We start from the raw sequence: 25,089 nt of genomic DNA, 5'->3' as shown, positions 1-25,089 counted from the left end.
TCATCCACTAACGGGCTTCGTACGTGACGTGAGTCCTATGCGTGGGCTCACATGGCCGGGCCGCCGGTCTCACTGCGCGTTGCAAGAGCAACTCGCAGTGTCAGCGGTTTTCCCGACGTTGGGGAACGAGGTCCCGGAGCCGGACGGCGGCGGGCGCACACCCTCGGCGGGCCCGGCCGCGCGGGGGCCCCGGGACCTACGCCCGAAGGCCCGGTCGGCGCCGTCCACAGGCCGATACGGGTCCCGTGCGCCGCCGGTACCGTGAGGCGTATGAGCCACCTCCGACCGTCGGGTCTCGCCGCAGTGAGCGCCGCGCTGCTCGAGATGAACCGGCAGCTGGACATGCGCGACGTCCTGAAGACGATCGTCGCCTCCGCCCGCGAGCTGCTGGACGCCGAGTACGCGGCGCTGGGCGTCCCCGACGACCACGGGGGCTTCGCCCAGTTCGTCGTCGACGGCGTCAGCGACGAACAGTGGAAGGCGATCGGCCCGCTGCCCCGGCAGCACGGCATCCTCGCCGCGATGCTCCACGAGGCGAAGCCCGAGCGGCTCAGCGACGTCCGCAAGGACCCCCGCTTCGGCGGCTGGCCCGACGCCCACCCCGACATGTCCGACTTCCTCGGCCTCCCCATCCAGGACGGCGACGAGACCATCGGCGCGCTCTACCTGGCCAACAAGAGGTGCCCCAAACCCGAGGGGAGCTGCGGCTTCACCGCCGAGGACGAGGAACTCCTCTCGATCCTCGCCCAGCACGCCGCCATCGCCCTCACCAACGCCCGCCTCTACGAGCGCAGCCGCGAGCTCACCATCGCCGAGGAGCGCTCCCGCCTCGCCCACGAGCTGCACGACGCCGTCAGCCAGAAGCTCTTCTCCCTGCGGCTGACCGCCCAGGCCGCCGCCGCCCTGGTCGACCGCGACCCCGCGCGCGCCAAGGGCGAGCTCCAGCAGGTCGCCGCCCTCGCCGCCGAGGCCGTGGACGAACTCCGCGCCGCCGTCGTCGAGCTCCGCCCCGCCGCACTCGACGAGGACGGCCTCGTCGCCACCCTCCGTACCCAGGTCCAGGTCCTCGACCGGGCGCAGAGCGCGCGGGTCACCTTCGAGAGCCACGGCGTACGGGCGCTGCCCGCGGCCCAGGAGGAGGCGCTGCTGCGCGTCGCGCAGGAGTCCCTGCACAACGCGCTGCGCCACTCCGGCGGCGCCCGCGTCACCGTCGCCCTGACCCGGCGCGGCGCGGGCACCGTGCTGCGGATCACCGACGACGGCCAGGGGTTCGACCCCACGGCGGTCCGCCAGGCGGGCCGGCACCTGGGCCTCGTCTCGATGAGCCACCGCGCGCACAGCGTCGGCGGCACCCTCAGCGTGGAATCGGCGCCCGGAAGGGGCGCCACGATCGAGATGGAGGTCCCCGGTGGCTGACAAGACCATCCGCGTCCTGCTGGTCGACGACCACCAGGTCGTCCGGCGCGGGCTGCGCACCTTCCTTGAGGTGCAGGACGACATAGAGGTCGTCGGAGAGGCATCCGACGGCGCCGAGGGCGTCGCCCAGGCCGAGGCGCTCCACCCCGACGTGGTGCTGATGGACATCAAGATGCCCGGCACGGACGGCATCGAGGCGCTGCGCAAGCTCCGCGAGCTGGCCAACCCCGCGCGGGTCCTCGTCGTCACCAGCTTCACCGAGCAGCGGACCGTCGTCCCCGCCCTGCGCGCCGGAGCCTCCGGGTACGTCTACAAGGACGTCGACCCCGACGCCCTGGCCGGCGCCATCCGCTCCGTCCACGCGGGCCACGTCCTGCTCCAGCCCGAGGTGGCCGGAGCGCTCCTCGCCCAGGAGGACGGCGGCGGCGGTACGGGCCGGGGCACCACCCTCACCGAGCGGGAGCGCGAGGTGCTCGGGCTCATCGCGGACGGCCGGTCCAACCGTGAGATCGCCCGGGCGCTGGTGCTGTCCGAGAAGACCGTCAAGACCCACGTCTCGAACATCCTGATGAAGCTGGACCTGGCCGACCGCACCCAGGCCGCCCTCTGGGCCGTACGCCACGGAATGGCGGGCTGACCCGGGGCCGCGGCCGGCCCGGGGCCCGCGGCCGGCCCGGGGCGGTGGACCGCCCGTGATGGCGGGCCACCCCGGAGCCCTCAGGCAGGAGAGCGCCTACGCCGGGCCACCCCGGAGCGGCCGGGCGGGAGCTCCTACCGCCGTCCCCGCTCGCCCTCCTCCACGTACGCGTTGTACGCGGCCACCTGCGCCCTGCGCGCCACCCGCTCCACCGGACGCAGCGCCTCGCCCCGGGCCGCGATCTCGGAAGCGCTCACCGCGCCGCCGTGCCCGTTCTCGTACGCCAGCGTGATCAGCAGCCCCACCCGCCGGGCCAGCTCCAGCACGCGTACCGCCCGCGGCGGGTACCCCGGGGCCAGCACCTCGCGCCCGCGCTCCGCCCGCGCCCGGTAGGCGTCGACGGCCGCCTCGGCCACCGGCCCGGAGCCCGCCACGTCCAGCCGCGACAGCAGCGCCGTCGCGTCCCGCAGCGCCTCCGCGAGTTCCCGCTCCGCCTCGCCCAGCGACGGCACGTCCGCCGGCGGGGCCTCCCGCACGGGTGTGACCCGCCACACCACCTCGACGTGGAGATCACCGGGCGGCCCGGCCTCGGTCACCTCCGGAACCAGCCCGTACGCCGCCCCGGAGGCGACGACCGCCTCCCCGGTCTCCAGCGCCCGGGCGTTGAACTCCGGCGGACCGCTCAGCCCCAGCGGATGCCCCGGGGCCGGCAGCGCCACCCGGTAACCCGTCACCCCCAGCCCCCGCAGCCGCCCCAGCGCCAGCGTGAGCCCCACGGGCCCCGCCTCACCGGGCAGTCCCTCGACGCGGTGCACCGCGTCCTCTCCGACGATCGCGTCCGCCGCGTCGTCCGGAGACACCAATCCGGCGAGCAGCGCGTTTCCCCAGGCTGCCAGCAGCCCTGAGCGTGGTTCCGAAAGCATGGGAACAGCCTAAGAGCTGCCGCACGCTCCCCGGCGGGAACGGACCTCGCGGCCGGAGCGCTCCCGGGGTGGCGTAAGTTTTGCGTGGGAGCTGTGCCCTCCGGCACGCGACGATCTCGACACTGCATGGGGAGACAACGCGCTCATGAGCGATGTACTGGAGCTGGTGGACGTATCCGTGGTCCGCGACGGACGCGCTCTGGTGGAAGACGTCTCCTGGTCGGTCAAGGAGGGGGAGCGCTGGGTCATCCTCGGCCCGAACGGCGCCGGCAAGACGACGCTGCTCAACATCGCCTCCAGCTACCTCTTCCCGTCCACCGGAACCGCCAGGGTCCTCGGTGAGCAGCTCGGCGGCGTCGGCACCGACGTCTTCGAGCTCCGCCCGCGCATCGGCATCGCCGGCGCCGCCATGGCGGAGAAGCTCCCCAAGCGCCTCACCGTCCTGCAGGCGGTGCTCACCGCCGCGTACGGCATGACGGCGACCTGGCACGAGGACTACGAGGACGTCGACGAGCAGCGCGCCCGCGCCTTCCTCGACCGGCTCGGCATGAACGACTACCTCGACCGCAAGTTCGGGACCCTCTCCGAGGGCGAGCGCAAGCGCACCCTGATCGCCCGCGCGATGATGACCGACCCCGAGCTGCTCCTGCTCGACGAGCCCGCCGCCGGACTCGACCTCGGCGGACGCGAGGACCTGGTGCGCCGCCTCGGCCGCCTGGCCCGTGACCCGTACGCCCCCTCCATGATCATGGTGACCCACCACGTCGAGGAGATCGCGCCGGGATTCACCCACGTCCTGATGATCCGCCAGGGCAAGGTGCTCGCCGCCGGCCCCATGGAGACCGAGCTCACCTCGCGCAACCTCTCCCGCTGCTTCGGCCTGCCGCTCGTCGTCGAGCACCAGGGCGACCGCTACACCGCGCGCGGACTGCCGCTGTCGTAGGCGGACCACCCCTGTCCCAGGCGGTGTCCGGCCTCGATCCGCCGGACACCGCCTGAGTGGTGTCCGGCCCCGTATCCGTCGGACACCCGTATCCGTCGGACACCCGTGGCCGGATCCCGCCCCACAGGGCCCCTGTCCCTGGGGCACACGCGGTCCTACCATGACGACATGGACGCGTGGGTGTGGTGGCTGATCGCGGCGGTGGGGCTGGGCATTCCCCTGGTCCTCACCGCCATGCCGGAGTTCGGGATGTTCGCGGTCGGCGCCGTCGCGGGGGCGATCGTCGCCGCCCTCGGCGGCGGCATCGTGGCCCAAGTGCTGGTGTTCGTCGTCGTCTCCGTCGCGCTGGTCGCCGTGGTGCGCGTGGTCGCCGCGCGCCATCGGGGCGACGGCCCCCAATTCTCCTCCGGGATCGACGCGTTGAAGGGCCGCCGGGCCGTCGTGCTCGAACGCGTCGACGGCGACGGCGGGCGCATCAAGCTGGCGGGCGAGGTCTGGTCCGCCCGCGCCCTCGACGACACCCAGAGCTTCGAGCCGGGCCAACAGGTCGACGTCGTCGAGATCGACGGGGCCACCGCCGTCGTCATGTGACCGAACCGGCCGCGCGGCAGGGCGAGTTCTGCGACACTCGAAGTCGATCATGTCGGCTCGCCCGGTCCGTCACAGTGAGAGCGCGACCCGATCACCAGGATCCGTCGGCTATCGAAGGGCTTGAGGCACACGATGCAACCGGTCATCATCGTCCTGATCATTTTGGTGGTGCTCGTCTTCATCGCCCTGATCAAGACGATCCAGATCATTCCGCAGGCCAGCGCCGCCATCGTCGAGCGCTTCGGGCGCTACACCCGCACGCTCAACGCGGGGCTGAACATCGTCGTCCCGTTCATCGACTCCATCCGCAACCGCATCGACCTCCGCGAGCAGGTCGTGCCCTTCCCGCCGCAGCCGGTGATCACCCAGGACAACCTGGTCGTCAACATCGACACGGTCATCTACTACCAGGTGACGGACGCCCGCGCCGCGACGTACGAAGTCGCCAGCTACATCCAGGCGATCGAGCAGCTCACCGTCACCACCCTCCGCAACATCATCGGCGGCATGGACCTGGAGCGGACCCTGACCTCCCGCGAGGAGATCAACGCGGCCCTGCGCGGCGTCCTGGACGAGGCCACCGGCAAGTGGGGCATCCGCGTCAACCGCGTGGAGCTCAAGGCCATCGAACCGCCCACCTCCATCCAGGACTCGATGGAGAAGCAGATGCGCGCCGACCGCGACAAGCGCGCCGCGATCCTCACCGCCGAAGGCATCCGGCAGTCCCAGATCCTCACCGCCGAGGGCGAGAAGCAGTCCTCGATCCTGCGCGCCGAAGGTGACGCCAAGGCCGCCGCCCTGCGCGCCGAGGGCGAGGCCCAGGCCATCCGGACCGTCTTCGAGTCCATCCACGCCGGGGACCCGGACCAGAAGCTCCTCTCGTACCAGTACCTCCAGATGCTGCCGAAGATCGCCGAGGGCGACGCCAACAAGCTCTGGATCGTGCCCAGCGAGATCGGTGACGCCCTCAAGGGCCTCAGCGGCGCCTTCGGCAACCTCGGCGGCGGCGTACCGGGCTTCGACACCGGCGGCTCCCGCCCGAGCAAGGAGCGCCGCGAGGAGCCCCCGGTCGACTGACCCCGCCCTCCGGCGCACACGGCGCCTCCGGCGCACACGGCCCGGTGGCCCGGCCGGACGGCGGAACCCCCTTCGCGGGGCCCCCGTCCGACCCGCCCCGGGCCTTCGTGCATGATCGGTGCGGCACCCCGACCTTCATGGCGGGGATGCGTCAACGCTCACCGAAGGAGTGGCATGTCCCTCTGGGAAATGCTCGCCGTCCTCGCCGCCGGCACCGCCGCGGGAACGATCAACACCATTGTCGGATCAGGCACGTTGATCACCTTCCCCGTACTGCTCGCCGTCGGCCTGCCGCCGGTCACCGCCACCGTCTCCAACGCCCTCGGCCTCGTACCCGGCTCCGTCAGCGGGGCGATCGGCTACCGCGAGGAGCTCAAGGGCCAACGCCCACGCGTCATCAGGCTGGGCGTCAGCTGCCTGATCGGCGGACTCGCCGGCGCCACCCTCCTGCTGGCCCTGCCCTCCACCGCGTTCGAGACCATCGTCCCGGTCCTGGTCACCCTCGCCCTGGTGCTGATCGTGCTCCAGCCCCGCATCAGCAAGGCCGTACAGCGCCGCCGTGAACGCTCCGGCGCCCCCGCCCACCCCGAGGGCGGCCCGCTGCTCGCCGTCGGCCTCGTCCTCGCCAGCGTCTACGGCGGCTACTTCACGGCCGCCCAGGGGATCATCTACCTCTCCCTGATGAGCATGCTGATCGACGACACCATGCAGCGCCTCAACGCCGTCAAGAACGTCCTGGCCGCCGTCGTCAACAGCGTCGCCGCGCTCTTCTTCCTCTTCGTCGCCGACTTCGACTGGACCGCCGTCCTGCTCATCGCGGTCGGCTCCACCCTCGGCGGCCAGATCGGCGCCCGGGTCGGCCGCCGCCTCAGCCCCACCGTGCTGCGATGCCTCGTCGTGGCGGTGGGAATCTGCGCCCTCGTCCAACTGCTGCTCCGCTGACGCGCGGAAGCCCGCCTCCCCCATGGAGACGGGCTTCCGGTACGCCATCGGGCGTACGGCGATCGGACTCGGGCGGCCCCAGGACCTGCGCGGCGGCCCCAGGACCTCGTGGCGCACGCGCGACTCCCGCGGTCAGGCCGCGGTACGGTCCCGGTCCAGCCAGTCCGGCAGCGAGGAACGGTCGGCCGACGCCATCGCCAGCAGCATCGCCTCGGCCGGCGAGGGGACGAACGGCTGGCGCAGCAACGGCATCTGGGCCTGCTCCGGCGTCCGGGCCGCCTTGCGGTGGTTGTCCTCCGCGCAGGACGCCACCGTGTTCAGCCAGGTGTCCTGACCGCCCTGCGCCCGCGGCACCACGTGGTCCACGGTGGACGCCCGCCGCCCGCAGTACGCGCAACGGTGCTGGTCACGTATGAGGACTCCCCGTCTCGACCACGGCGCCTGTCTTCGGAACGGCACGCGTACGTACCTGCAGAGCCTGATCACGCGGGGCACCGGGATGTCGACGGCGGCACCACGCATCCGAAGGCCGGGATCCGCCTGCTCGACGACCGCCTTGTCCGTCAGGACGAGGACCACCGCGCGGTTGAGGGTCACCGTCGACAGCGGCTCGAAGCTCGCGTTGAGAACCAACGTGTCACGCATCCTGCCCGCCTCCCCTTGTGCCGCCCGCCCCCCGGCGGGCCCGGACCAACTCTGGCCGGACGGGCCGTGCGGGACAACGCAATAAAAAGTGCCCTGCCCAGATCTCTCCAAGACCGGGGCAGGGCAAACGGGAGAAGAACGCTCAGCTTTCGGGGGCGGCGTACTCACCGATCAGCTGTGCGCGGCCCAGCGTGTGGAAACGCAGGTTGAATCCGACCGCGGCCGGGGACGTGTCGCTGTCCGGCCCGAGCTTCTCCGTGTCCACGGCGTACACCGTGAAGACGTAGCGGTGGTTATCACCGGCCGGAGGAGCCGCACCGCCGAAGTCCTTCGACCCGTAGTCGTTGCGCGCCTGCACGGCTCCCTCGGGCAGCCCGGCGAAAGCACCGCTGCCCGCACCGGCCGGCAGTTCGGTGACCGAGGCCGGGATGTCGAACAGAACCCAGTGCCAGAAACCGCTGCCGGTGGGGGCGTCCGGGTCGAAGCACGTCACGGCGAAGCTTTTCGTGCCGGCCGGGAATCCCTCCCAGCGCAGCTGCGGGGAGGTGTTGCCCTCCGCGTACACCTGCGCGTCCGCCAGCACGGCACCCGGCGCGATGTCGTCGCTCACCACGGTGAACGCGGGCACCTCGGGGTGGAAGTCGTGCGGGAGCGGGGCCTTCTTCGCTGCGGTCACATCAGCACCTTTCCTTCGGTACGGTCCCGGCGGGGCGCTCCCCACCGGGACCTGGACGTCTCCCACGGATCATGCCGGACGCCCGTCCGGGCCCCGGCACGACCCGGCGGACGACGGTCCGGGAGGAGGTGTCACAGCCAGTTGCGCTGACCGCCCACCTGGGCCAGCCACTGGTTGAGGTAGGCCGCCCAGTCGGTCTGGTGGAAGTCGTTCAGACCGACACGGAAGGAGCGGTACGAGTCGCTGCCCTCGCTGAACAGCCCCGCCTTCTTGTCCATCTCCAGGACGACGTCCATCTCGCGGTCGTCCGCGACGAAGGACAGCTCGACCTGGTTCAGACCGCGGTACTGCTGCGGCGGTACGAACTCGATCTCCTGGTAGAACGGCAGCTGCTGGCGCGTCCCGCGGATGTGGCCGCGCTCCATGTCCGCGCTGCGGAAACGGAAGCCGAGCTGCCCGAAGGCGTCCAGGATCACCTGCTGGGCGGGGAGCGGGTGGACGTTGATCGGGTCCAGGTCACCGGAGTCCAGCGCGCGGGCGATGTCCAGCTCCGTCGTCACCCCGATGTTCATGCCGTGCAGGCTCTGCCCCGCGAACGTGGTGATGGGCGTCTCCCACGGGATCTCCAGCCCGAACGGCACCACGTGGACCGCACCGGCCTGTACCTCGAACGCCCCGCCGAGCCGCAGCTTGGTGAACTCGATGTCCTGCTTGAGCTCCTGGTCGTTCCCTTCCACCTCGACCCGCGCCTGCAGACCGACCGAGAGGCCCTGGATCTGCTGGGCGACGGACCCACCCTGGACCCGCACCTCGCCCTGGACGACGCCACCGGGGACGACGTTGAGCTCGATGAGCTCCGTCTCCACCGACGCGCCGCCGGCGCCCATGCTCGCGAGGAGCCGCTTGAAGCCCATGGTTTTCTCCTTACAGGTGTCTGACCCCTACATACGCGCCCTGACCGTAGCCGGTTCCCCCCACCGTTCGGCCAGTACCCTCGGTCGCCATGAACGACGCCACGACGGATCTCCCGGACCGCGCGCCGCTGACGCGGGACTTCTTCGACCGCGACGTCCTGGACGTCGCCCCGGACCTGCTCGGCCGCACGCTGGTACGGCGCACCGCCGAGGGACCCATCGAGCTGCGTCTGACCGAGGTGGAGGCGTACGCGGGCGAGATCGATCCCGGTTCGCACGCCTTCCGCGGCAGAACGGCCCGCAACGGCGTGATGTACGGCCCGCCGGGCCACGCGTACGTCTACTTCACGTACGGGATGTGGCACTGCCTGAACCTGGTGTGCGGCCCGGAGGGGTGGGCGAGCGGAGTGCTGCTGCGGGCCGGTGAGATCCGTACCGGTGCCGATCTGGCCCGTCCCCGTCGACTTTCGGCCCGGCACGACCGAGAACTCGCCAAAGGCCCGGCCCGTCTGGCGACCGCTCTCTCGGTCGACCGGGCGCTCGACGGAAGCGACGTCGTCGCCGGCCCGCCGGAGCCGATGTCCGTCCTGTACGGCACCCCGCCAGCGCGTGACCAGGTGCGGAGCGGCCCGCGTACCGGCGTGGGCGGCGACGGCGCCCATCAGCCCTGGCGCTTCTGGATCGACGGCGACCCGACCGTGAGCCCCTACCGGGCCCACACCCCGCGGCGCCGCCGGACTTGACGCGGCCTCGGGCAGTCCCTAATGTAGTCCGAGCCGCTTTACACGGGTGCAGTTGTCGGACCGGTCCTCCGGACCACACCGACTGGCCTCGATGCGGCCAACCACTACCTTCGATCCGCCCTGACGGGTGCGAATTCGGCATGTCCGAATTTCGCTTCGAACGCTCGATTATGAGTCGTCGCGGAAATGGACTACGGTAGCGGCATCGCCAAAAGGAAGCCGAAAGGCAGACATGAGGCAAAGGCCCCCGACAGGCCGCCGGAGTCAAACTCGGACCGGAAACGGAACGAAAGAGAGTCTGGTAAGGTCGGACTCGCCGGAAAGGGAAACGCGAAAGCGAAGAACTGGAAAGCGAAAACCGCTTGACCCGCTTCGACCGGGAATCGGACAGATAAGAGTCTGATAGAGTCGGAAACGCAAGAACGAAGGGAAGCGCCCGGAGGGCCCCGGTGAAACGGGACCGAAGGAAGCGTCCGTTCCTTGAGAACTCAACAGCGTGCCAAAAGTCAACGCCAGATATGTTGATACCCCGGCCTGCTTCGGCAGGTTGGTGGTTCCTTTGAAAAGTCCTACCGGTGCTTAACCGCCTGGTGGGCAACAACAGCGAGGACGCTGTGAACGACCGGTCATATTCCGACCTGGTCGTTCCGCTCTCGTGTTGTGATCCCGATTACGGGAAAACATTCACGGAGAGTTTGATCCTGGCTCAGGACGAACGCTGGCGGCGTGCTTAACACATGCAAGTCGAACGATGAAGCCTTTCGGGGTGGATTAGTGGCGAACGGGTGAGTAACACGTGGGCAATCTGCCCTTCACTCTGGGACAAGCCCTGGAAACGGGGTCTAATACCGGATAACACTCTGTCCCGCATGGGACGGGGTTAAAAGCTCCGGCGGTGAAGGATGAGCCCGCGGCCTATCAGCTTGTTGGTGGGGTAATGGCCTACCAAGGCGACGACGGGTAGCCGGCCTGAGAGGGCGACCGGCCACACTGGGACTGAGACACGGCCCAGACTCCTACGGGAGGCAGCAGTGGGGAATATTGCACAATGGGCGAAAGCCTGATGCAGCGACGCCGCGTGAGGGATGACGGCCTTCGGGTTGTAAACCTCTTTCAGCAGGGAAGAAGCGAAAGTGACGGTACCTGCAGAAGAAGCGCCGGCTAACTACGTGCCAGCAGCCGCGGTAATACGTAGGGCGCAAGCGTTGTCCGGAATTATTGGGCGTAAAGAGCTCGTAGGCGGCTTGTCACGTCGGATGTGAAAGCCCGGGGCTTAACCCCGGGTCTGCATTCGATACGGGCTAGCTAGAGTGTGGTAGGGGAGATCGGAATTCCTGGTGTAGCGGTGAAATGCGCAGATATCAGGAGGAACACCGGTGGCGAAGGCGGATCTCTGGGCCATTACTGACGCTGAGGAGCGAAAGCGTGGGGAGCGAACAGGATTAGATACCCTGGTAGTCCACGCCGTAAACGTTGGGAACTAGGTGTTGGCGACATTCCACGTCGTCGGTGCCGCAGCTAACGCATTAAGTTCCCCGCCTGGGGAGTACGGCCGCAAGGCTAAAACTCAAAGGAATTGACGGGGGCCCGCACAAGCAGCGGAGCATGTGGCTTAATTCGACGCAACGCGAAGAACCTTACCAAGGCTTGACATATACCGGAAAGTGCCAGAGATGGTGCCCCCCTTGTGGTCGGTATACAGGTGGTGCATGGCTGTCGTCAGCTCGTGTCGTGAGATGTTGGGTTAAGTCCCGCAACGAGCGCAACCCTTGTTCTGTGTTGCCAGCATGCCCTTCGGGGTGATGGGGACTCACAGGAGACTGCCGGGGTCAACTCGGAGGAAGGTGGGGACGACGTCAAGTCATCATGCCCCTTATGTCTTGGGCTGCACACGTGCTACAATGGCCGGTACAATGAGCTGCGATGCCGCGAGGCGGAGCGAATCTCAAAAAGCCGGTCTCAGTTCGGATTGGGGTCTGCAACTCGACCCCATGAAGTCGGAGTTGCTAGTAATCGCAGATCAGCATTGCTGCGGTGAATACGTTCCCGGGCCTTGTACACACCGCCCGTCACGTCACGAAAGTCGGTAACACCCGAAGCCGGTGGCCCAACCCCTTGTGGGAGGGAGCTGTCGAAGGTGGGACTGGCGATTGGGACGAAGTCGTAACAAGGTAGCCGTACCGGAAGGTGCGGCTGGATCACCTCCTTTCTAAGGAGCATTTCTTACCAGGCTTCGGTTTGGTCAGAGGCCAGTACATCGGCGAATGTTCGATGCTGGTTGCTCATGGGTGGAACGTTGACTATTCAGTACCTGGTGGTTCTGCCGGGTCGTGAGTACTGCTCTTCGGAGCGTGGAAAACGATCGGGTCGAATTCCGGGGGCTGGGCACGCTGTTGGGTGTCTGAAGGTATGGCCGTAAGGCTGCCTTCGACGCCGGCCCCAGTGCACTCGACCTTCACGGTCGGGGTGATGGGTGGCTGGTCGTTGCTTGAGAACTGCACAGTGGACGCGAGCATCTGTGGCCAAGTTTTTAAGGGCGCACGGTGGATGCCTTGGCACCAGGAACCGATGAAGGACGTGGGAGGCCACGATAGTCCCCGGGGAGCTGTCAACCTAGCTTTGATCCGGGGGTTTCCGAATGGGGAAACCCGGCAGTCGTCATGGGCTGTCACCCGCTGCTGAACACATAGGCAGTGTGGAGGGAACGAGGGGAAGTGAAACATCTCAGTACCCTCAGGAAGAGAAAACAACCGTGATTCCGGGAGTAGTGGCGAGCGAAACTGGATCAGGCCAAACCGTATGTGTGTGATACCCGGCAGGGGTTGCGCATGCGGGGTTGTGGGATCTCTCTTTTACGGTCTGCCGGCTGTGAGACGAGTCAGAAACCGTTGATGTAGGCGAAGGACATGCGAAAGGTCCGGCGTAGAGGGTAAGACCCCCGTAGCTGAAACATTAACGGCTCGTTTGAGAGACACCCAAGTAGCACGGGGCCCGAGAAATCCCGTGTGAATCTGGCGGGACCACCCGCTAAGCCTAAATATTCCCTGGTGACCGATAGCGGATAGTACCGTGAGGGAATGGTGAAAAGTACCGCGGGAGCGGAGTGAAATAGTACCTGAAACCGTGTGCCTACAAGCCGTGGGAGCGTCGCTGTGTGTGCTTGCACATGCAGTCGTGACTGCGTGCCTTTTGAAGAATGAGCCTGCGAGTTAGCGGTGTGTAGCGAGGTTAACCCGTGTGGGGAAGCCGTAGCGAAAGCGAGTCCGAATAGGGCGATTGAGTTGCACGCTCTAGACCCGAAGCGGAGTGATCTAGCCATGGGCAGGTTGAAGCGGAGGTAAGACTTCGTGGAGGACCGAACCCACCAGGGTTGAAAACCTGGGGGATGACCTGTGGTTAGGGGTGAAAGGCCAATCAAACTCCGTGATAGCTGGTTCTCCCCGAAATGCATTTAGGTGCAGCGTCGTGTGTTTCTTGCCGGAGGTAGAGCACTGGATAGGCGATGGGCCCTACCGGGTTACTGACCTTAGCCAAACTCCGAATGCCGGTAAGTGAGAGCACGGCAGTGAGACTGTGGGGGATAAGCTCCATGGTCGAGAGGGAAACAGCCCAGAGCATCGACTAAGGCCCCTAAGCGTACGCTAAGTGGGAAAGGATGTGGAGTCGCAGAGACAACCAGGAGGTTGGCTTAGAAGCAGCCACCCTTGAAAGAGTGCGTAATAGCTCACTGGTCAAGTGATTCCGCGCCGACAATGTAGCGGGGCTCAAGCGTACCGCCGAAGTCGTGTCATTCATACACATATCCCCAACGGGAGTATGGATGGGTAGGGGAGCGTCGTGTGCCGGGTGAAGCAGCCGCGGAAGCGAGTTGTGGACGGTTCACGAGTGAGAATGCAGGCATGAGTAGCGATACACACGTGAGAAACGTGTGCGCCGATTGACTAAGGGTTCCTGGGTCAAGCTGATCTGCCCAGGGTAAGTCGGGACCTAAGGCGAGGCCGACAGGCGTAGTCGATGGACAACCGGTTGATATTCCGGTACCCGCTTTGAAACGCCCAGTACTGAATCAGGCGATGCTAAGTCCGTGAAGCCGGCCCGATCTCTTCGGAGTTGAGGGTAGTGGTGGAGCCGATGAACCAGACTTGTAGTAGGTAAGCGATGGGGTGACGCAGGAAGGTAGTCCAGCCCGGGCGGTGGTTGTCCCGGGGTAAGGGTGTAGGACGCACGGTAGGCAAATCCGTCGTGCATATAGTCTGAGACCTGATGCCGAGCCGATTGTGGCGAAGTGGATGATCCTATGCTGTCGAGAAAAGCCTCTAGCGAGTTTCATGGCGGCCCGTACCCTAAACCGACTCAGGTGGTCAGGTAGAGAATACCGAGGCGTTCGGGTGAACTATGGTTAAGGAACTCGGCAAAATGCCCCCGTAACTTCGGGAGAAGGGGGGCCATCACTGGTGATTGGATTTACTCCATGAGCTGGGGGTGGCCGCAGAGACCAGCGAGAAGCGACTGTTTACTAAAAACACAGGTCCGTGCGAAGCCGTAAGGCGATGTATACGGACTGACGCCTGCCCGGTGCTGGAACGTTAAGGGGACCGGTTAGCTGACTTTCGGGTCGGCGAAGCTGAGAACTTAAGCGCCAGTAAACGGCGGTGGTAACTATAACCATCCTAAGGTAGCGAAATTCCTTGTCGGGTAAGTTCCGACCTGCACGAATGGCGTAACGACTTCTCGACTGTCTCAACCATAGGCCCGGTGAAATTGCATTACGAGTAAAGATGCTCGTTTCGCGCAGCAGGACGGAAAGACCCCGGGACCTTTACTACAGTTTGATATTGGTGTTCGGTTCGGCTTGTGTAGGATAGGTGGGAGACTTTGAAGCGGCCACGCCAGTGGTTGTGGAGTCGCCGTTGAAATACCACTCTGGTCGTGCTGGATGTCTAACCTCGGTCCGTGATCCGGATCAGGGACAGTGTCTGATGGGTAGTTTAACTGGGGCGGTTGCCTCCTAAAGAGTAACGGAGGCGCCCAAAGGTTCCCTCAGCCTGGTTGGCAATCAGGTGTTGAGTGTAAGTGCACAAGGGAGCTTGACTGTGAGACCGACGGGTCGAGCAGGGACGAAAGTCGGGACTAGTGATCCGGCAGTGGCTTGTGGAAGCGCTGTCGCTCAACGGATAAAAGGTACCCCGGGGATAACAGGCTGATCTTCCCCAAGAGTCCATATCGACGGGATGGTTTGGCACCTCGATGTCGGCTCGTCGCATCCTGGGGCTGGAGTCGGTCCCAAGGGTTGGGCTGTTCGCCCATTAAAGCGGTACGCGAGCTGGGTTTAGAACGTCGTGAGACAGTTCGGTCCCTATCCGCTGTGCGCGTAGGAATATTGAGAAGGGCTGTCCCTAGTACGAGAGGACCGGGACGGACGAACCTCTGGTGTGCCAGTTGTCCTGCCAAGGGCATGGCTGGTTGGCTACGTTCGGAAAGGATAACCGCTGAAAGCATCTAAGCGGGAAGCCTGCTTCGAGATGAGTATTCCCACCCCCTTTGAGGGGTTAAGGCTCCCAGTAGACGACTGGGTTGATAGGCCAGATGTGGAAGCCCGGTAACGGGTGGAGCTGACTGGTACTAATAGGCCGAGGGCTTGTCCTCAGTTGCTCGCGTTCACTGTGTTGTTCCCGGGTTGCGAACAGTCGCTTCCGGTTGAACAGCTTCACTACTTAATTGAAAAGTGTGCTTGTTCGCTAGAACCCGATAGGGTTTCGGTGGTCATTGCGTTAGGGAAACGCCCGGTTACATTCCGAACCCGGAAGCTAAGCCTTTCAGCGCCGATGGTACTGCAGGGGGGACCCTGTGGGAGAGTAGGACGCCGCCGAACAATCTTTCAAGGACCCTTGGTCCCAGCGTTCACGCTGGGACCAAGGGTCCTTTTGTTTTCCCGAAGCGCGTCGTTAGGTCGGCTGCGCGAGAATGTTTGCAGTACCCAAAGACAGGAGTCGTACCCATGTCCACCAACTCTCCCGACGATCGTCCGGATCGCGAGCCGCGTCGCCGGGACGGTGGCGACAGGGCCGGCTTCCGCGGCGGTCGTGACGACCGCTCCGCCGCCCCGCGCCGTGACAATGACCGTGGCGGTTTCCGCCGTGATGACAACCGTGGTGGTTCCGGTTCCGGTGGCGGTTTCCGCCGTGATGACAACCGTGGTGGTTCCGGTTCCGGTGGCGGTTTCCGCCGTGATGACAACCGTGGTGGTTCCGGTGGCGGTTTCCGTCGTGATGACAACCGTGGTGGTTCCGGTGGCGGTTTCCGTCGTGATGACAACCGTGGTGGTTCCGGTTCCGGTGGCGGTTTCCGTCGCGACGACCGTGCGCCGCGCCGTGATGACGACCGTGGTGGGCGTCCGGGCGGTTTCGAGCGCCGTGACGACCGCCCCTCCGGCGGTGGTTTCCGCCGTGACGACCGTGCCCCGCGCCGTGACGACGACCGTGGCGGCTTCCGCCGTGACGACAACCGCGGTGGCTCCGGCTCCGGTGGCGGGTTCCGCCGCGACGACCGTGGTGGCTCGGGCTCCGGCGGTGGGTTCCGTCGCGACGACCGTGCGCCGCGCCGTGATGACGACCGTGGTGGGCGTCCGGGCGGTTTCGAGCGCCGTGACGACCGCCCCTCCGGCGGTGGTTTCCGCCGTGACGACCGTGCCCCGCGCCGTGACGACGACCGTGGCGGCTTCCGCCGTGACGACAACCGCGGTGGCTCCGGCTCCGGTGGCGGGTTCCGCCGCGACGACCGTGGTGGCTCGGGCTCCGGTGGCGGGTTCCGCCGCGACGACCGTGGTGGCTCGGGCTCCGGCGGTGGGTTCCGTCGCGACGACCGTGCGCCGCGCCGTGATGACGACCGTGGTGGGCGTCCGGGCGGTTTCGAGCGCCGTGACGACCGCCCCTCCGGCGGTGGTTTCCGCCGTGACGACCGTGCCCCGCGCCGTGACGACGACCGTGGCGGCTTCCGCCGTGACGACAACCGCGGTGGCTCCGGCTCCGGTGGCGGCTTCCGCCGTGACGACAACCGCGGTGGCTCCGGCTCCGGTGGTGGTTTCCGCCGCGATGACCGTGCCCCCCGCCGTGACGACGACCGCGGTGGCTTCCGCGGTCAGCGCGATGACCGCGCTCCTCGTCGCGATGACGACCGTGGTGGGCGTCCGGGCGGTTTCGAGCGCCGTGACGACCGCCCGCGCGGCCCGCGCCGCGACGACGACCGCCCCTCCGGTGGTGGTTTCCGCCGCGACGACAACCGTGGCGGCTCCGGCTCGGGTGGCGGTTTCCGCCGCGACGACCGTGCCCCCCGCCGTGACGACGACCGCAGCGCCCCCCGCCGTGACGACGACCGCGGTGGCTTCCGCCGTGACGACAACCGCGGCGGCTCCGGCTCCGGTGGCGGTTTCCGCCGTGACGACCGCGGCCCGCGCCGTGACGACGACCGTGGCGGCTACCGGGGTCGGGACGACCGCGGCGGCTACCAGGGCGATCGTGACCGCGAGCCCATCAAGCGGCTGCCCATCCCCGACGACGTCACGGGCTTCGAGATCGACAAGGAGGTCCGGCAGGAGCTCCTGAGCCTGCCGAAGACCCTCGCCGAGGACGTCGCGCGCAACCTCGTCATGGTCGCCCGGCTCATCGACGAGGACCCCGAGGAGGCGTACGGGTACTCCCGCGTCGCCCTCCGGCTCGCCTCGCGCGTCGCCGCCGTCCGTGAGGCGGCCGGCTTCGCCGCGTACGCCACGCAGAAGTACGGGGAGGCGCTGGCCGAGTTCCGTGCCGCCAAGCGGATGACCGGCTCCGTGGAGCTGTGGCCCGTCATGGCGGACTGCGAGCGCGGCCTCGGCCGCCCCGAGCGTGCCATGGCGATGGCGGGTGAGCCCGAGGTCCAGAAGCTGGACAAGGCCGGCCAGGTCGAGATGCGCCTGGTGGCCGCCGGTGCCCGCCGTGACATGGGGCAGATCGATGCCGCCATCGTCACCCTCCAGAGCCCCGAGCTGGCCTCCAACGCCGTTCACCCGTGGACCCCGCGCCTGCGCTACGCGTACGCCGACGCGCTCCTGGAGGCGGGCCGTGAGGACGAGGCCCGCGAGTGGTTCGCCAAGGCCATCGAGTCCGACAAGGACGGCGCGACCGACGCCTCCGACCGGCTCGCCGAGCTGGACGGAGTCGAGTTCGTGGACGCCCTGGACGGCGACGAGGAGGACGTTCCCGCCACGGTCCCGGCCGAGCAGCACGCGGCCCCCGCCGTTCAGGACACGGACATCGCGGTGGACATCGCCGACGACGACATCGAGGGTGACGACCGCGACGACGTCGACGACGAGGACGAGGACGACACCGACGAGCTGAACGCCTGGGCCGACCGCGCCGACGCGGCCGCCGAGACGACCCCGGTGGCTGAGCAGAGCACCGAGCAGCCCGGCGCCGACGGTCCGGCCAAGGCCTGACCCGGTACGCACCGCGCAGCCGGTAGCGGCGGCGGTCAGCAGGTAGCACGGAGAAGAAGGGCGGCACTCCTCGGGGGTGCCGCCCTTCTTCGTATCCGTATCCGCAGCGGGTCCGGGGGAGCCGTTCAGTCGGTGGAGGCGAGTCTCCGCATCACCAGGCCGGTGGCCGGTTTCGGGCCGAAGGACGTCGACTTGCGCGGCATGGTGACGCCCTGCCGGGCGAGGTCGCGGACGACGGACTCGCGTACCGGATGCATCAGGACGGCCGTACCGCCGGACCGTTCGGCCTGCTCGACCGCGGCCGCCGGGTCGTGGAGGTACGCGATCTCCTCGGCGGTGTCCGGGAGGCGCCAGACCCGGTCGAGCAGCGTCTCGTGCAGCACCGTCGCGTCCAGGGTGCGCCAGGCCTCGGGGCGGCCCGCTGGGACCGTACGGGCGAGCAGGGCGGGGTCCGCCCGGTCCAGGAGGCGGTACGTGCCGTCGCCCGCCAGCAGATAGGCGTTGCCCTCCTCGGACGCGGCGGCGAGCGCGCCGAGCGCCCGGGGCAGCGGGCCCGCCACCTCCCGCACCCGGAACCGGCCGCCGAGCGCGGCCAGGGCGTCGGCGGGGGCGAGCCGGCGGAGCACCCGGTGGATCGCGCGTACCTGGAGCGGGTAGCGGGCGGTGTCGACCAGGAGGACCAGGCCGAAGTCCCACGGCCCGGGGGAGCTCTGCTCCTGCTGGAGCCGCAGATAGGTGGCCCACCGGTGGTGGCCGTCCGCGATGAGGGCCTGGCGGGGCAGGAGATCGGCGGCGGCCTCGGCCTGCTCCGCCGGATCGGTGACGGCCCACAGCCGGTGCCGCAGCCCGTTCTCCGTCGTGGTGGTGAGCAGCGGGGGCCGCCGGGCCGCCCGCTCGACGACCGCCGCCGCGCCGGACTCCGTACCGTCACCCGGATAGGTGAGGAGCAGCGGTTCGAGGTGGGCGCCGGTGGCGCGCATCAGGGCGGCCCGGTCCGCCACGACGTGGTCCATCACCTCCTCGTGCGGGAGGACGACCCGGTCGGTGGCGGGGGAGAGCGCCAGGGTGCCGATCAGGCCGCGCTGGAGGATGCCGTTGCCGCGCTGCTCGTAGACGTAGAGCGCGGGTTCGGGATCGGTGGCGAGCACGCCCTCGGCGAGCCACTCGTCCAGGGTCCGGGCCGCCAGCCGGTTGCGGGCTGCGGGGGAGCCGTCCTGAGGCAGGATCAGCCGCACGATGTTGTGCGGGTCCGCCGACTCCAGGTGGTGCAGGCCGTCCGGACGCACCACCACGTCGTACGGCGGGGACGTCACCGCGGCGAGGCTGCCCACCCGCTCGGGGACGTAACGCACGCCGCGGAAGGGGAACAGGCGCAGCCCCTCCCCGGAGCGGCCCTCCCCGAAGCGTGCCTTCGCGGCGCGGCCCTTCGCGGTGTGCCCCGCCTTTCCGGTGTGCTCCTTCCCGGCGTGCCCCGATGTGTCCATCCCCGCATCGTAGGCGCGGGGTGCCGATGCGGGATGATCGGGGCAGAGGCATCGAACGAGGAGCGAACACAATGAGTCAGCAGGACACGTCCCGGCCGCTCGGCAGCGGTACGCCGCTGAGCGAGGCGTACGACACGGCTCTGCTCGACCTCGACGGGGTCGTGTACGCGGGCGGCCAGGCGATCGGCCACGCCGTCGAGTCGCTCACCACCGCGCGGAACGGCGGGATGCACCTCGCGTACGTCACCAACAACGCGCTGCGGACACCCGCCGCGGTGGCGGCCCACCTGACCGAGCTGGGGGTGCCCGCCGAGCCGACGGACGTGATCACCTCGGCGCAGGCCGTCGCCCGGCTGGTCGCGGACCAGCTTCCGGCGGGCGCGCGGGTCCTCGCCATCGGCGGCGAGGGGCTGCGGGTCGCCCTGGAGGAGCGCGGGCTCGTCCCGGTCGACTCGGCGGACGACGACCCGGTGGCGGTGGCGCAGGGGTACGGTGGCCCGGACTTTCCCTGGTCGCGGTTTGCCGAGGCCTCGTACGCGATCAACCGGGGCCTGCCCTGGTTCGCGTCCAACACCGACCTGACCATCCCCAGCGCCCGGGGCATCGCCCCCGGCAACGGCGCGGCGGTCCAGGTCGTCCGGATCGCGACCGGCGCCGAGCCGCAGGTCGCGGGCAAGCCGCTGCCCCCGATGCACCGGGAGACCGTGCTGCGTACCGGGGCCGAGCGCCCGCTCGTCGTCGGCGACCGCCTGGACACCGACATCGAGGGCGCGTTCAACGGCGGAGTGGACTCGCTGCTGGTGCTGACCGGGGTGACCGACGCCGCCCAGCTGGTCGCGGCGGTGCCCGAGCACCGTCCGACGTACGTCGACCGGGACCTGCGTGGGCTGCTCACCGGGCAGCCCGAGGTGACGGTGGAGGACGGTACGGCCCGCTGCGGCGGGTGGACCGCGTCGTCACGCGGGCAGGAGCTGGTCCTCGACGGCGAGGGGGACGCCCTCGACGCGATCGACGGGCTGCGGGCACTCTGCGGCGCCGCGTGGACCGCCGGCGGCACCGGGGCGTGCACCCTCGACGCGGGGAAGGCCGTCGCCCGCCTGGGTCTCTGACGGCGGGTCGGAGGCGGAGGCGGAGGTGGCGGGGGCGGCGACCGGGCCCCTGGGACGGTGAAGCCCGGCCCGGGCTCCTGGGACGGGTGATGCCCGGCCCGGACGTGCCCGTCTCAGGCGTCCCGTACGGGCCTCAGAGCAGCGATCTCAGCTTGAGCAGGTCCCGGAACCCCGCCTCCAGGCGGACCCGGCCCGCCCCCCACGCCTTGGCGAAGTTCAGGTCGCCGTCCACCAGCGCGACCAGGTCGTCGCCGGTCATCGCCAGTCTGATCTCGGCCTTCTCGGGGGGCGGGCCCTCGACGGTGTCGAGCACCCGGATGCGGCCGTCCGTGAGCCGGCCGGTGAACGTCACATCGAGGTCCTTGATGTGACAGCTCAGCGAGCGGTCCAGGGAGGCGGCGCTGCGCACGTCTCCGTCCGCGCCCGCGAGATTGTCGGAAAGTCTGTCCAGTGCGCTGCGGCACTCTGCCATGGTCGCCATCGTGATCGACGGTACCCCAGCCCACCGGGGTAGCGTTCCCGCATGAGCGACTTGACGACGGGGCCCGGAACGGCGCCCGCGCAGGCACCCCCGGCTGCCCCCGGCACCGCCCCCGGCGACGGGACGGCCGCCCCCGGCGAGGAGGCGGCAGGAGGACCCGGCGAGGAGGCGGCAGGGCCCGGCACCGCCCCCTCCCACGCGCCCGCCGCGCCCGCCCCCCTCGGCGTCGTCCGCACCCCCACCGGGAACGCCGCCGTCGACGCCGCGCTGGAGCGCCTGGCCGACGCCGACCACCTCGCGGCGGACGGACACACCGAGGTGTACGAGGATGTACACCGTGGGCTGCGCTCCACGCTGACCGCGCTGGACGCAGGGCCCGCACCCGCACCCCCGTACGACAACAGGAGCTGAACGTAACCGTGGCAGGAGTGGCCCGTCGCCGCCTCGACGCAGAGCTGGTACACCGCAAGCTCGCCCGCTCGCGCGAGCACGCGAGCCAGCTGATCGCCGCGGGACGCGTCTCCGTACGCGGCCTGGTGGCGACCAAACCGGCCACCCAGGTGGAGACCAGCGCCCCCGTGGTCGTGGCCAAGGACGAGAGCGATCCCGAGTACGTCTCGCGCGGCGGGCACAAGCTCGCCGGCGCCTTCGCCGCGTTCGTCCCGCTGGGCCTGGAGGTGGAGGGCCGCCGCGCGCTGGACGCCGGGGCGTCCACCGGCGGCTTCACCGACGTGCTGCTGCGCGCCGGGGCCCGGCAGGTCCTCGCCGTCGACGTCGGCTACGGACAGCTCGCCTGGTCGCTCCAGTCGGACGAGCGGGTCGTCGTCAAGGACCGCACCAACGTGCGCGAACTGACCCTCGACGACATCGACGGGCTGCCGGTCGACCTGGTCGTCGGCGACCTCTCGTTCATTCCGCTGGGGCTCGTACTGCCCGCGCTGGTGCGCTGCGCCGCCCCCGACGCCGACCTGGTCCTCATGGTCAAGCCGCAGTTCGAGGTCGGCAAGGAACGGCTCGGCAGCGGCGGGGTGGTGCGCAGCCCCGAGCTGCGCGCCGAGGCGGTACGCGAAGTCGCGCGCCGGGCGGGGGCGCTGGGGCTCGGGGTGCGCGGGGTGACGGCCAGTCCGCTGCCCGGCCCCTCGGGGAACGTCGAGTACTTTCTGTGGCTGCGGGCCGGCGCACCCGAACTGGATCCGGCAGATGTGGACCGTGCAGTGGCGGAGGGGCCTCGTTGACGACGACGACAAGTACGGCACGAACAGTCTTCCTTTTGGCGCATACCGGCCGTCCGGCCGCGATCCGCAGTGCGGAGCTCGTGGTGCAGGGACTGCTGCGCAACGGCCTCGGCGTGCGGGTCCTGGAGGCCGAGGCGGCCGACCTGCCGCTCCCGGCCGCGGTGGAGACGGTCGCCGAGGCGACCCCCGCCGCCGTGGACGGGTGCGAACTGCTGATCGTGCTCGGTGGTGACGGCACCCTGCTGCGCGGGGCGGAGATCTCGCGCGCCTCGGGCGTCCCCATGCTCGGGGTCAACCTCGGCCGGGTCGGGTTCCTCGCGGAGGCCGAACGCGACGACCTCGACCGGGTGGTCGCCCGCGTGGTGACCCGGGCGTACGAGGTCGAGGAGCGCATGACGCTCGACGTCGTGGTGCACAGCAACGGCGCGGTCGTGCACACCGACTGGGCGCTCAACGAGGCGGCCGTGCAGAAGGTTTCGCCCGAAAGGATGCTGGAGGTCGTCCTGGAGATCGACGGCCGGCCGGTCACCGGGTTCGGCTGCGACGGGATCGTCTGCGCGACCCCCACCGGCTCGACCGCCTACGCGTTCTCCGCCGGCGGTCCCGTCGTCTGGCCCGAGGTCGAGGCCCTGCTGATGGTGCCGATCAGCGCGCACGCCCTGTTCGCCAAGCCGCTGGTCACCTCGCCCACGTCGGTGCTCGCGGTGGAGGTCCAGCCGCACACCCCGCACGGGGTCCTCTGGTGCGACGGCCGCCGGAACGTGGAGCTGCCCGCCGGCGCCCGCGTCGAGGTGCGGCGCGGAGCGGTACCCGTACGGCTGGCACGGCTGCACCACGCGTCGTTCACCGACCGGCTGGTCGCGAAGTTCGCGCTGCCGGTCTCCGGATGGCGCGGCCTGCCGCAGTGACGAGGCCGCGCACGGCCCCGGCACCGGCCCCGGACACCCGTCCCGGGCCGGTGGGCCGGGGCCGTGCGCGGACCCCTGCGGGCGCGTCGCGGACGGGGGCCGTCGCACGGGGGCGGTGAAACCTCGTATGGTCGTGTCCGTGTTGGAGGAGATGCGGATACGGTCGCTCGGAGTCATCGACGATGCCGTGGTCGAGCTGTCGCCCGGATTCACCGCGGTCACGGGTGAGACCGGTGCGGGCAAGACCATGGTCGTCACGAGCCTCGGGCTGCTGCTCGGCGGACGTGCCGATCCCGCCCTGGTGCGGATCGGTGCGAAGGCCGCGGTGGTCGAAGGACGGATCACGGTCAAGGACGGCGACACGGTCGCCCTGCGGGCCGAGGAGGCCGGTGCGGAGATCGAGGACGGCGCGCTGCTGATCAGCCGTACCGTCTCGGCGGAGGGCCGCTCACGGGCCCACCTCGGGGGCAGATCCGTGCCCGTCGGGGTGCTCGCCGAACTCGCCGACGAGCTCGTCGCCGTGCACGGCCAGACCGACCAGCAGGGGCTGCTCAAGCCCGCCCGGCAACGGCAGGCCCTGGACCGGTACGCGGGCGACGGCGTCGCCGTGCCGCACGCCGAGTACGCGGCCGCCTACCGCCGGCTGCGCGCCGTCGTCGTGGAGCTGGACGAGATCACCACCCGGGCCCGGGAGCGGGCCCAGGAGGCGGATCTGCTGCGCTTCGGCCTCGACGAGATCGCGGCCGTCGAACCGCTGCCCGGGGAGGACACCGAACTCGCCGCCGAGGCCGAGCGCCTCGGGCACGCCGAGGCCCTCGCCTCCGCCGCCGCCCTCGCGCACACCGCGCTGGCCGGGAACCCCGAGGACCAGGAGGTCGTGGACGCCACGACCGTCGTGGCCGCGGCCGGCCGTTCACTGGACGCCGTACGCTCCCACGACCCCGCCCTCGCCGCCCTCGCGGACCGCATCGGGGAGATCTCCATCCTGCTCGCCGACGTCTCCGGAGACCTCGCCGGATACGCCGACCAGCTCGACGCGGACCCGCTGCGCCTCGCCTCGGTGGAGGAGCGCCGGGCCGCGCTCACCGCGCTCACCCGCAAGTACGGCGAGGACATCGGCGCCGTGCTCGCCTGGGCCGAGGCGGGCGCCGCGCGCCTCACCGAGCTGGAGGGCGACGACGACCGGATCGGTGAACTCACCGACGAGCGCGACGCCCTGCGCGAGGAGCTCTCCGAGCTGGGCCAGGCCCTCACCGACGCCCGCACCGAAGCGGCGGCCCGCTTCGCGGCGGCCGTCACCGAGGAGCTGGCGTCCCTCGCGATGCCGCACGCCCGCGTCTCCTTCGCCATCCGGCAGACCGACGCGCCCGACGAGGCCTCCGGCATCGACGTGGGCGGCCGCAGCGTCGTCTACGGCCCGGCCGGCGCCGACGAGGTCGAGCTGCTGCTCGCCCCGCACCCCGGCGCCCAGCCCCGGCCGATCGCCCGGGGCGCCTCGGGCGGTGAGCTCTCCCGGGTGATGCTCGCCGTGGAGGTCGTCTTCGCGGGCTCCGACCCCGTGCCCACGTACCTCTTCGACGAGGTCGACGCGGGCGTCGGCGGCAAGGCGGCGGTGGAGGTCGGCCGTCGCCTCGCCAAACTCGCCAGGACCGCCCAGGTCGTCGTCGTGACCCACCTCCCGCAGGTGGCCGCGTTCGCCGACCGCCAGCTGCTCGTCGAGAAGACCGTGGACGGCTCGGTGACCAGCAGCGGGGTCACCGTCCTGGAGGGCGAGGACCGGGTACGCGAACTCTCCCGGATGCTCGCGGGCCAGGAGGACTCCCAGACGGCCCGTGCCCACGCGGAGGAGCTGCTGGCCACCGCACGGGCGGACGGCGCCTGAGGGCGCGTCT

The 25,089-nt window shown here is 69.3% G+C and carries 19 protein-coding genes, 3 rRNA genes and 1 pseudogene; 17 read left to right on the top strand and 6 right to left on the bottom strand.

The window, feature by feature from the left end:
* Positions 1–270: 270 nt before the first annotated feature.
* Both OG599_RS06595 and OG599_RS06590 read left to right on the top strand, forming a co-directional pair.
* Positions 271–1,416, top strand: coding sequence for a GAF domain-containing sensor histidine kinase (locus OG599_RS06595; RefSeq protein ID WP_327175002.1), 1,146 nt, complete (start codon positions 271–273; stop codon positions 1,414–1,416).
* Positions 1,409–2,053: a response regulator transcription factor gene (locus tag OG599_RS06590; protein ID WP_327175001.1), complete on the top strand. Its 645-nt coding sequence runs from the start codon at positions 1,409–1,411 to the stop codon at positions 2,051–2,053. The genes OG599_RS06595 and OG599_RS06590 overlap by 8 nt, the downstream gene beginning before the upstream one ends.
* Before the next feature lie 134 nt (positions 2,054–2,187).
* On the opposite strand, the gene OG599_RS06585 is transcribed toward OG599_RS06590, so the two are convergent.
* Positions 2,188–2,976, bottom strand: a complete 789-nt coding sequence (locus OG599_RS06585; RefSeq protein ID WP_327175000.1) for a hypothetical protein — start codon at positions 2,974–2,976, stop codon at positions 2,188–2,190.
* Between the two features lie 145 nt (positions 2,977–3,121).
* Here OG599_RS06585 and OG599_RS06580 point away from each other — a divergent pair, with 145 nt between their 5' ends.
* From OG599_RS06580 to OG599_RS06565, 4 genes are all read left to right on the top strand, one after another.
* Entirely contained in the window at positions 3,122–3,919 is a 798-nt protein-coding gene (locus OG599_RS06580; protein ID WP_327174999.1) for an ABC transporter ATP-binding protein, read from the top strand.
* Positions 3,920–4,087: 168 nt separating this feature from the next.
* Positions 4,088–4,510, top strand: a complete 423-nt coding sequence (locus OG599_RS06575; RefSeq protein WP_327174998.1) for an NfeD family protein — start codon at positions 4,088–4,090, stop codon at positions 4,508–4,510.
* Positions 4,511–4,642: 132 nt separating this feature from the next.
* Positions 4,643–5,587 (top strand): SPFH domain-containing protein, encoded by a 945-nt coding sequence (locus OG599_RS06570; protein WP_327174997.1) that lies wholly within the window; start codon positions 4,643–4,645, stop codon positions 5,585–5,587.
* A gap of 174 nt (positions 5,588–5,761) precedes the next feature.
* Positions 5,762–6,529 (top strand): sulfite exporter TauE/SafE family protein, encoded by a 768-nt coding sequence (locus OG599_RS06565; RefSeq protein ID WP_327174996.1) that lies wholly within the window; start codon positions 5,762–5,764, stop codon positions 6,527–6,529.
* A gap of 132 nt (positions 6,530–6,661) precedes the next feature.
* Here the strand turns inward: OG599_RS06565 and OG599_RS06560 are convergent, their stop codons facing one another.
* The 3 genes from OG599_RS06560 to OG599_RS06550 all read right to left on the bottom strand — a co-directional run bounded on the left by OG599_RS06560 (position 6,662) and on the right by OG599_RS06550 (position 8,764).
* Entirely contained in the window at positions 6,662–7,174 is a 513-nt protein-coding gene (locus OG599_RS06560; RefSeq protein WP_327174995.1) for an HNH endonuclease, read from the bottom strand.
* A gap of 142 nt (positions 7,175–7,316) precedes the next feature.
* The gene (locus tag OG599_RS06555; RefSeq protein ID WP_327174994.1) at positions 7,317–7,850 is read right to left on the bottom strand and encodes a YbhB/YbcL family Raf kinase inhibitor-like protein; all 534 of its coding nucleotides are present in this window, start codon (positions 7,848–7,850) and stop codon (positions 7,317–7,319) included.
* A 131-nt stretch (positions 7,851–7,981) separates the two neighbouring features.
* Entirely contained in the window at positions 7,982–8,764 is a 783-nt protein-coding gene (locus OG599_RS06550; RefSeq protein ID WP_327174993.1) for a sporulation protein, read from the bottom strand.
* A gap of 89 nt (positions 8,765–8,853) precedes the next feature.
* Between OG599_RS06550 and OG599_RS06545 the strand changes: the two genes are divergently transcribed.
* The 6 genes and pseudogenes from OG599_RS06545 to OG599_RS06520 all read left to right on the top strand — a co-directional run bounded on the left by OG599_RS06545 (position 8,854) and on the right by OG599_RS06520 (position 17,980).
* Positions 8,854–9,507 (top strand): DNA-3-methyladenine glycosylase, encoded by a 654-nt coding sequence (locus OG599_RS06545; RefSeq protein ID WP_327174992.1) that lies wholly within the window; start codon positions 8,854–8,856, stop codon positions 9,505–9,507.
* A 683-nt stretch (positions 9,508–10,190) separates the two neighbouring features.
* A 16S ribosomal RNA gene (locus OG599_RS06540) occupies positions 10,191–11,716 on the top strand.
* A gap of 311 nt (positions 11,717–12,027) precedes the next feature.
* Positions 12,028–15,153: ribosomal RNA gene (locus tag OG599_RS06535) — 23S ribosomal RNA — on the top strand.
* Between the two features lie 109 nt (positions 15,154–15,262).
* A 5S ribosomal RNA gene (rrf, locus tag OG599_RS06530) occupies positions 15,263–15,379 on the top strand.
* Together the 16S, 23S and 5S rRNA genes form the textbook arrangement of a ribosomal RNA operon.
* Positions 15,380–15,982: 603 nt before the next feature.
* Positions 15,983–16,603: pseudogene (locus tag OG599_RS35420) on the top strand (DEAD/DEAH box helicase); the annotation flags it as partial.
* Between the two features lie 501 nt (positions 16,604–17,104).
* Positions 17,105–17,980, top strand: coding sequence for a tetratricopeptide repeat protein (locus OG599_RS06520; protein WP_327179942.1), 876 nt, complete (start codon positions 17,105–17,107; stop codon positions 17,978–17,980).
* 125 nt (positions 17,981–18,105) lie between these two features.
* On the opposite strand, the gene OG599_RS06515 is transcribed toward OG599_RS06520, so the two are convergent.
* Entirely contained in the window at positions 18,106–19,464 is a 1,359-nt protein-coding gene (locus OG599_RS06515; RefSeq protein ID WP_327174991.1) for a DUF1015 domain-containing protein, read from the bottom strand.
* A 71-nt stretch (positions 19,465–19,535) separates the two neighbouring features.
* Between OG599_RS06515 and OG599_RS06510 the strand changes: the two genes are divergently transcribed.
* Positions 19,536–20,573, top strand: coding sequence for an HAD-IIA family hydrolase (locus OG599_RS06510; protein WP_327174990.1), 1,038 nt, complete (start codon positions 19,536–19,538; stop codon positions 20,571–20,573).
* 133 nt (positions 20,574–20,706) lie between these two features.
* Here the strand turns inward: OG599_RS06510 and OG599_RS06505 are convergent, their stop codons facing one another.
* Positions 20,707–21,054 carry an SCP2 sterol-binding domain-containing protein gene (locus OG599_RS06505; RefSeq protein ID WP_327174989.1) on the bottom strand — a complete coding sequence of 116 codons (348 nt, stop codon included), beginning with the start codon at positions 21,052–21,054 and terminating at the stop codon, positions 20,707–20,709.
* A 42-nt stretch (positions 21,055–21,096) separates the two neighbouring features.
* Here OG599_RS06505 and OG599_RS06500 point away from each other — a divergent pair, with 42 nt between their 5' ends.
* The 4 genes from OG599_RS06500 to recN all read left to right on the top strand — a co-directional run bounded on the left by OG599_RS06500 (position 21,097) and on the right by recN (position 25,079).
* Positions 21,097–21,465 carry a hypothetical protein gene (locus tag OG599_RS06500; protein ID WP_327174988.1) on the top strand — a complete coding sequence of 123 codons (369 nt, stop codon included), beginning with the start codon at positions 21,097–21,099 and terminating at the stop codon, positions 21,463–21,465.
* 8 nt (positions 21,466–21,473) lie between these two features.
* A complete protein-coding gene (locus OG599_RS06495) occupies positions 21,474–22,289 on the top strand; it encodes a TlyA family RNA methyltransferase (RefSeq protein WP_327174987.1) in 816 nt (271 codons plus the stop codon).
* Positions 22,286–23,197, top strand: a complete 912-nt coding sequence (locus OG599_RS06490) for an NAD kinase (protein ID WP_327174986.1) — start codon at positions 22,286–22,288, stop codon at positions 23,195–23,197. The genes OG599_RS06495 and OG599_RS06490 overlap by 4 nt, the downstream gene beginning before the upstream one ends.
* Before the next feature lie 127 nt (positions 23,198–23,324).
* The gene (recN, locus tag OG599_RS06485) at positions 23,325–25,079 is read left to right on the top strand and encodes a DNA repair protein RecN (RefSeq protein ID WP_327174985.1); all 1,755 of its coding nucleotides are present in this window, start codon (positions 23,325–23,327) and stop codon (positions 25,077–25,079) included.
* The last annotated feature ends 10 nt before the right edge of the window (positions 25,080–25,089 follow it).

Source organism: Streptomyces sp. NBC_01335, assembly GCF_035953295.1.
In the GTDB taxonomy this organism is placed as follows: Bacteria; Actinomycetota; Actinomycetes; order Streptomycetales; family Streptomycetaceae; genus Streptomyces.
Note: the sequence above shows the minus strand (reverse complement) of the source record. Positions and strands in the feature narration are given on the sequence as shown.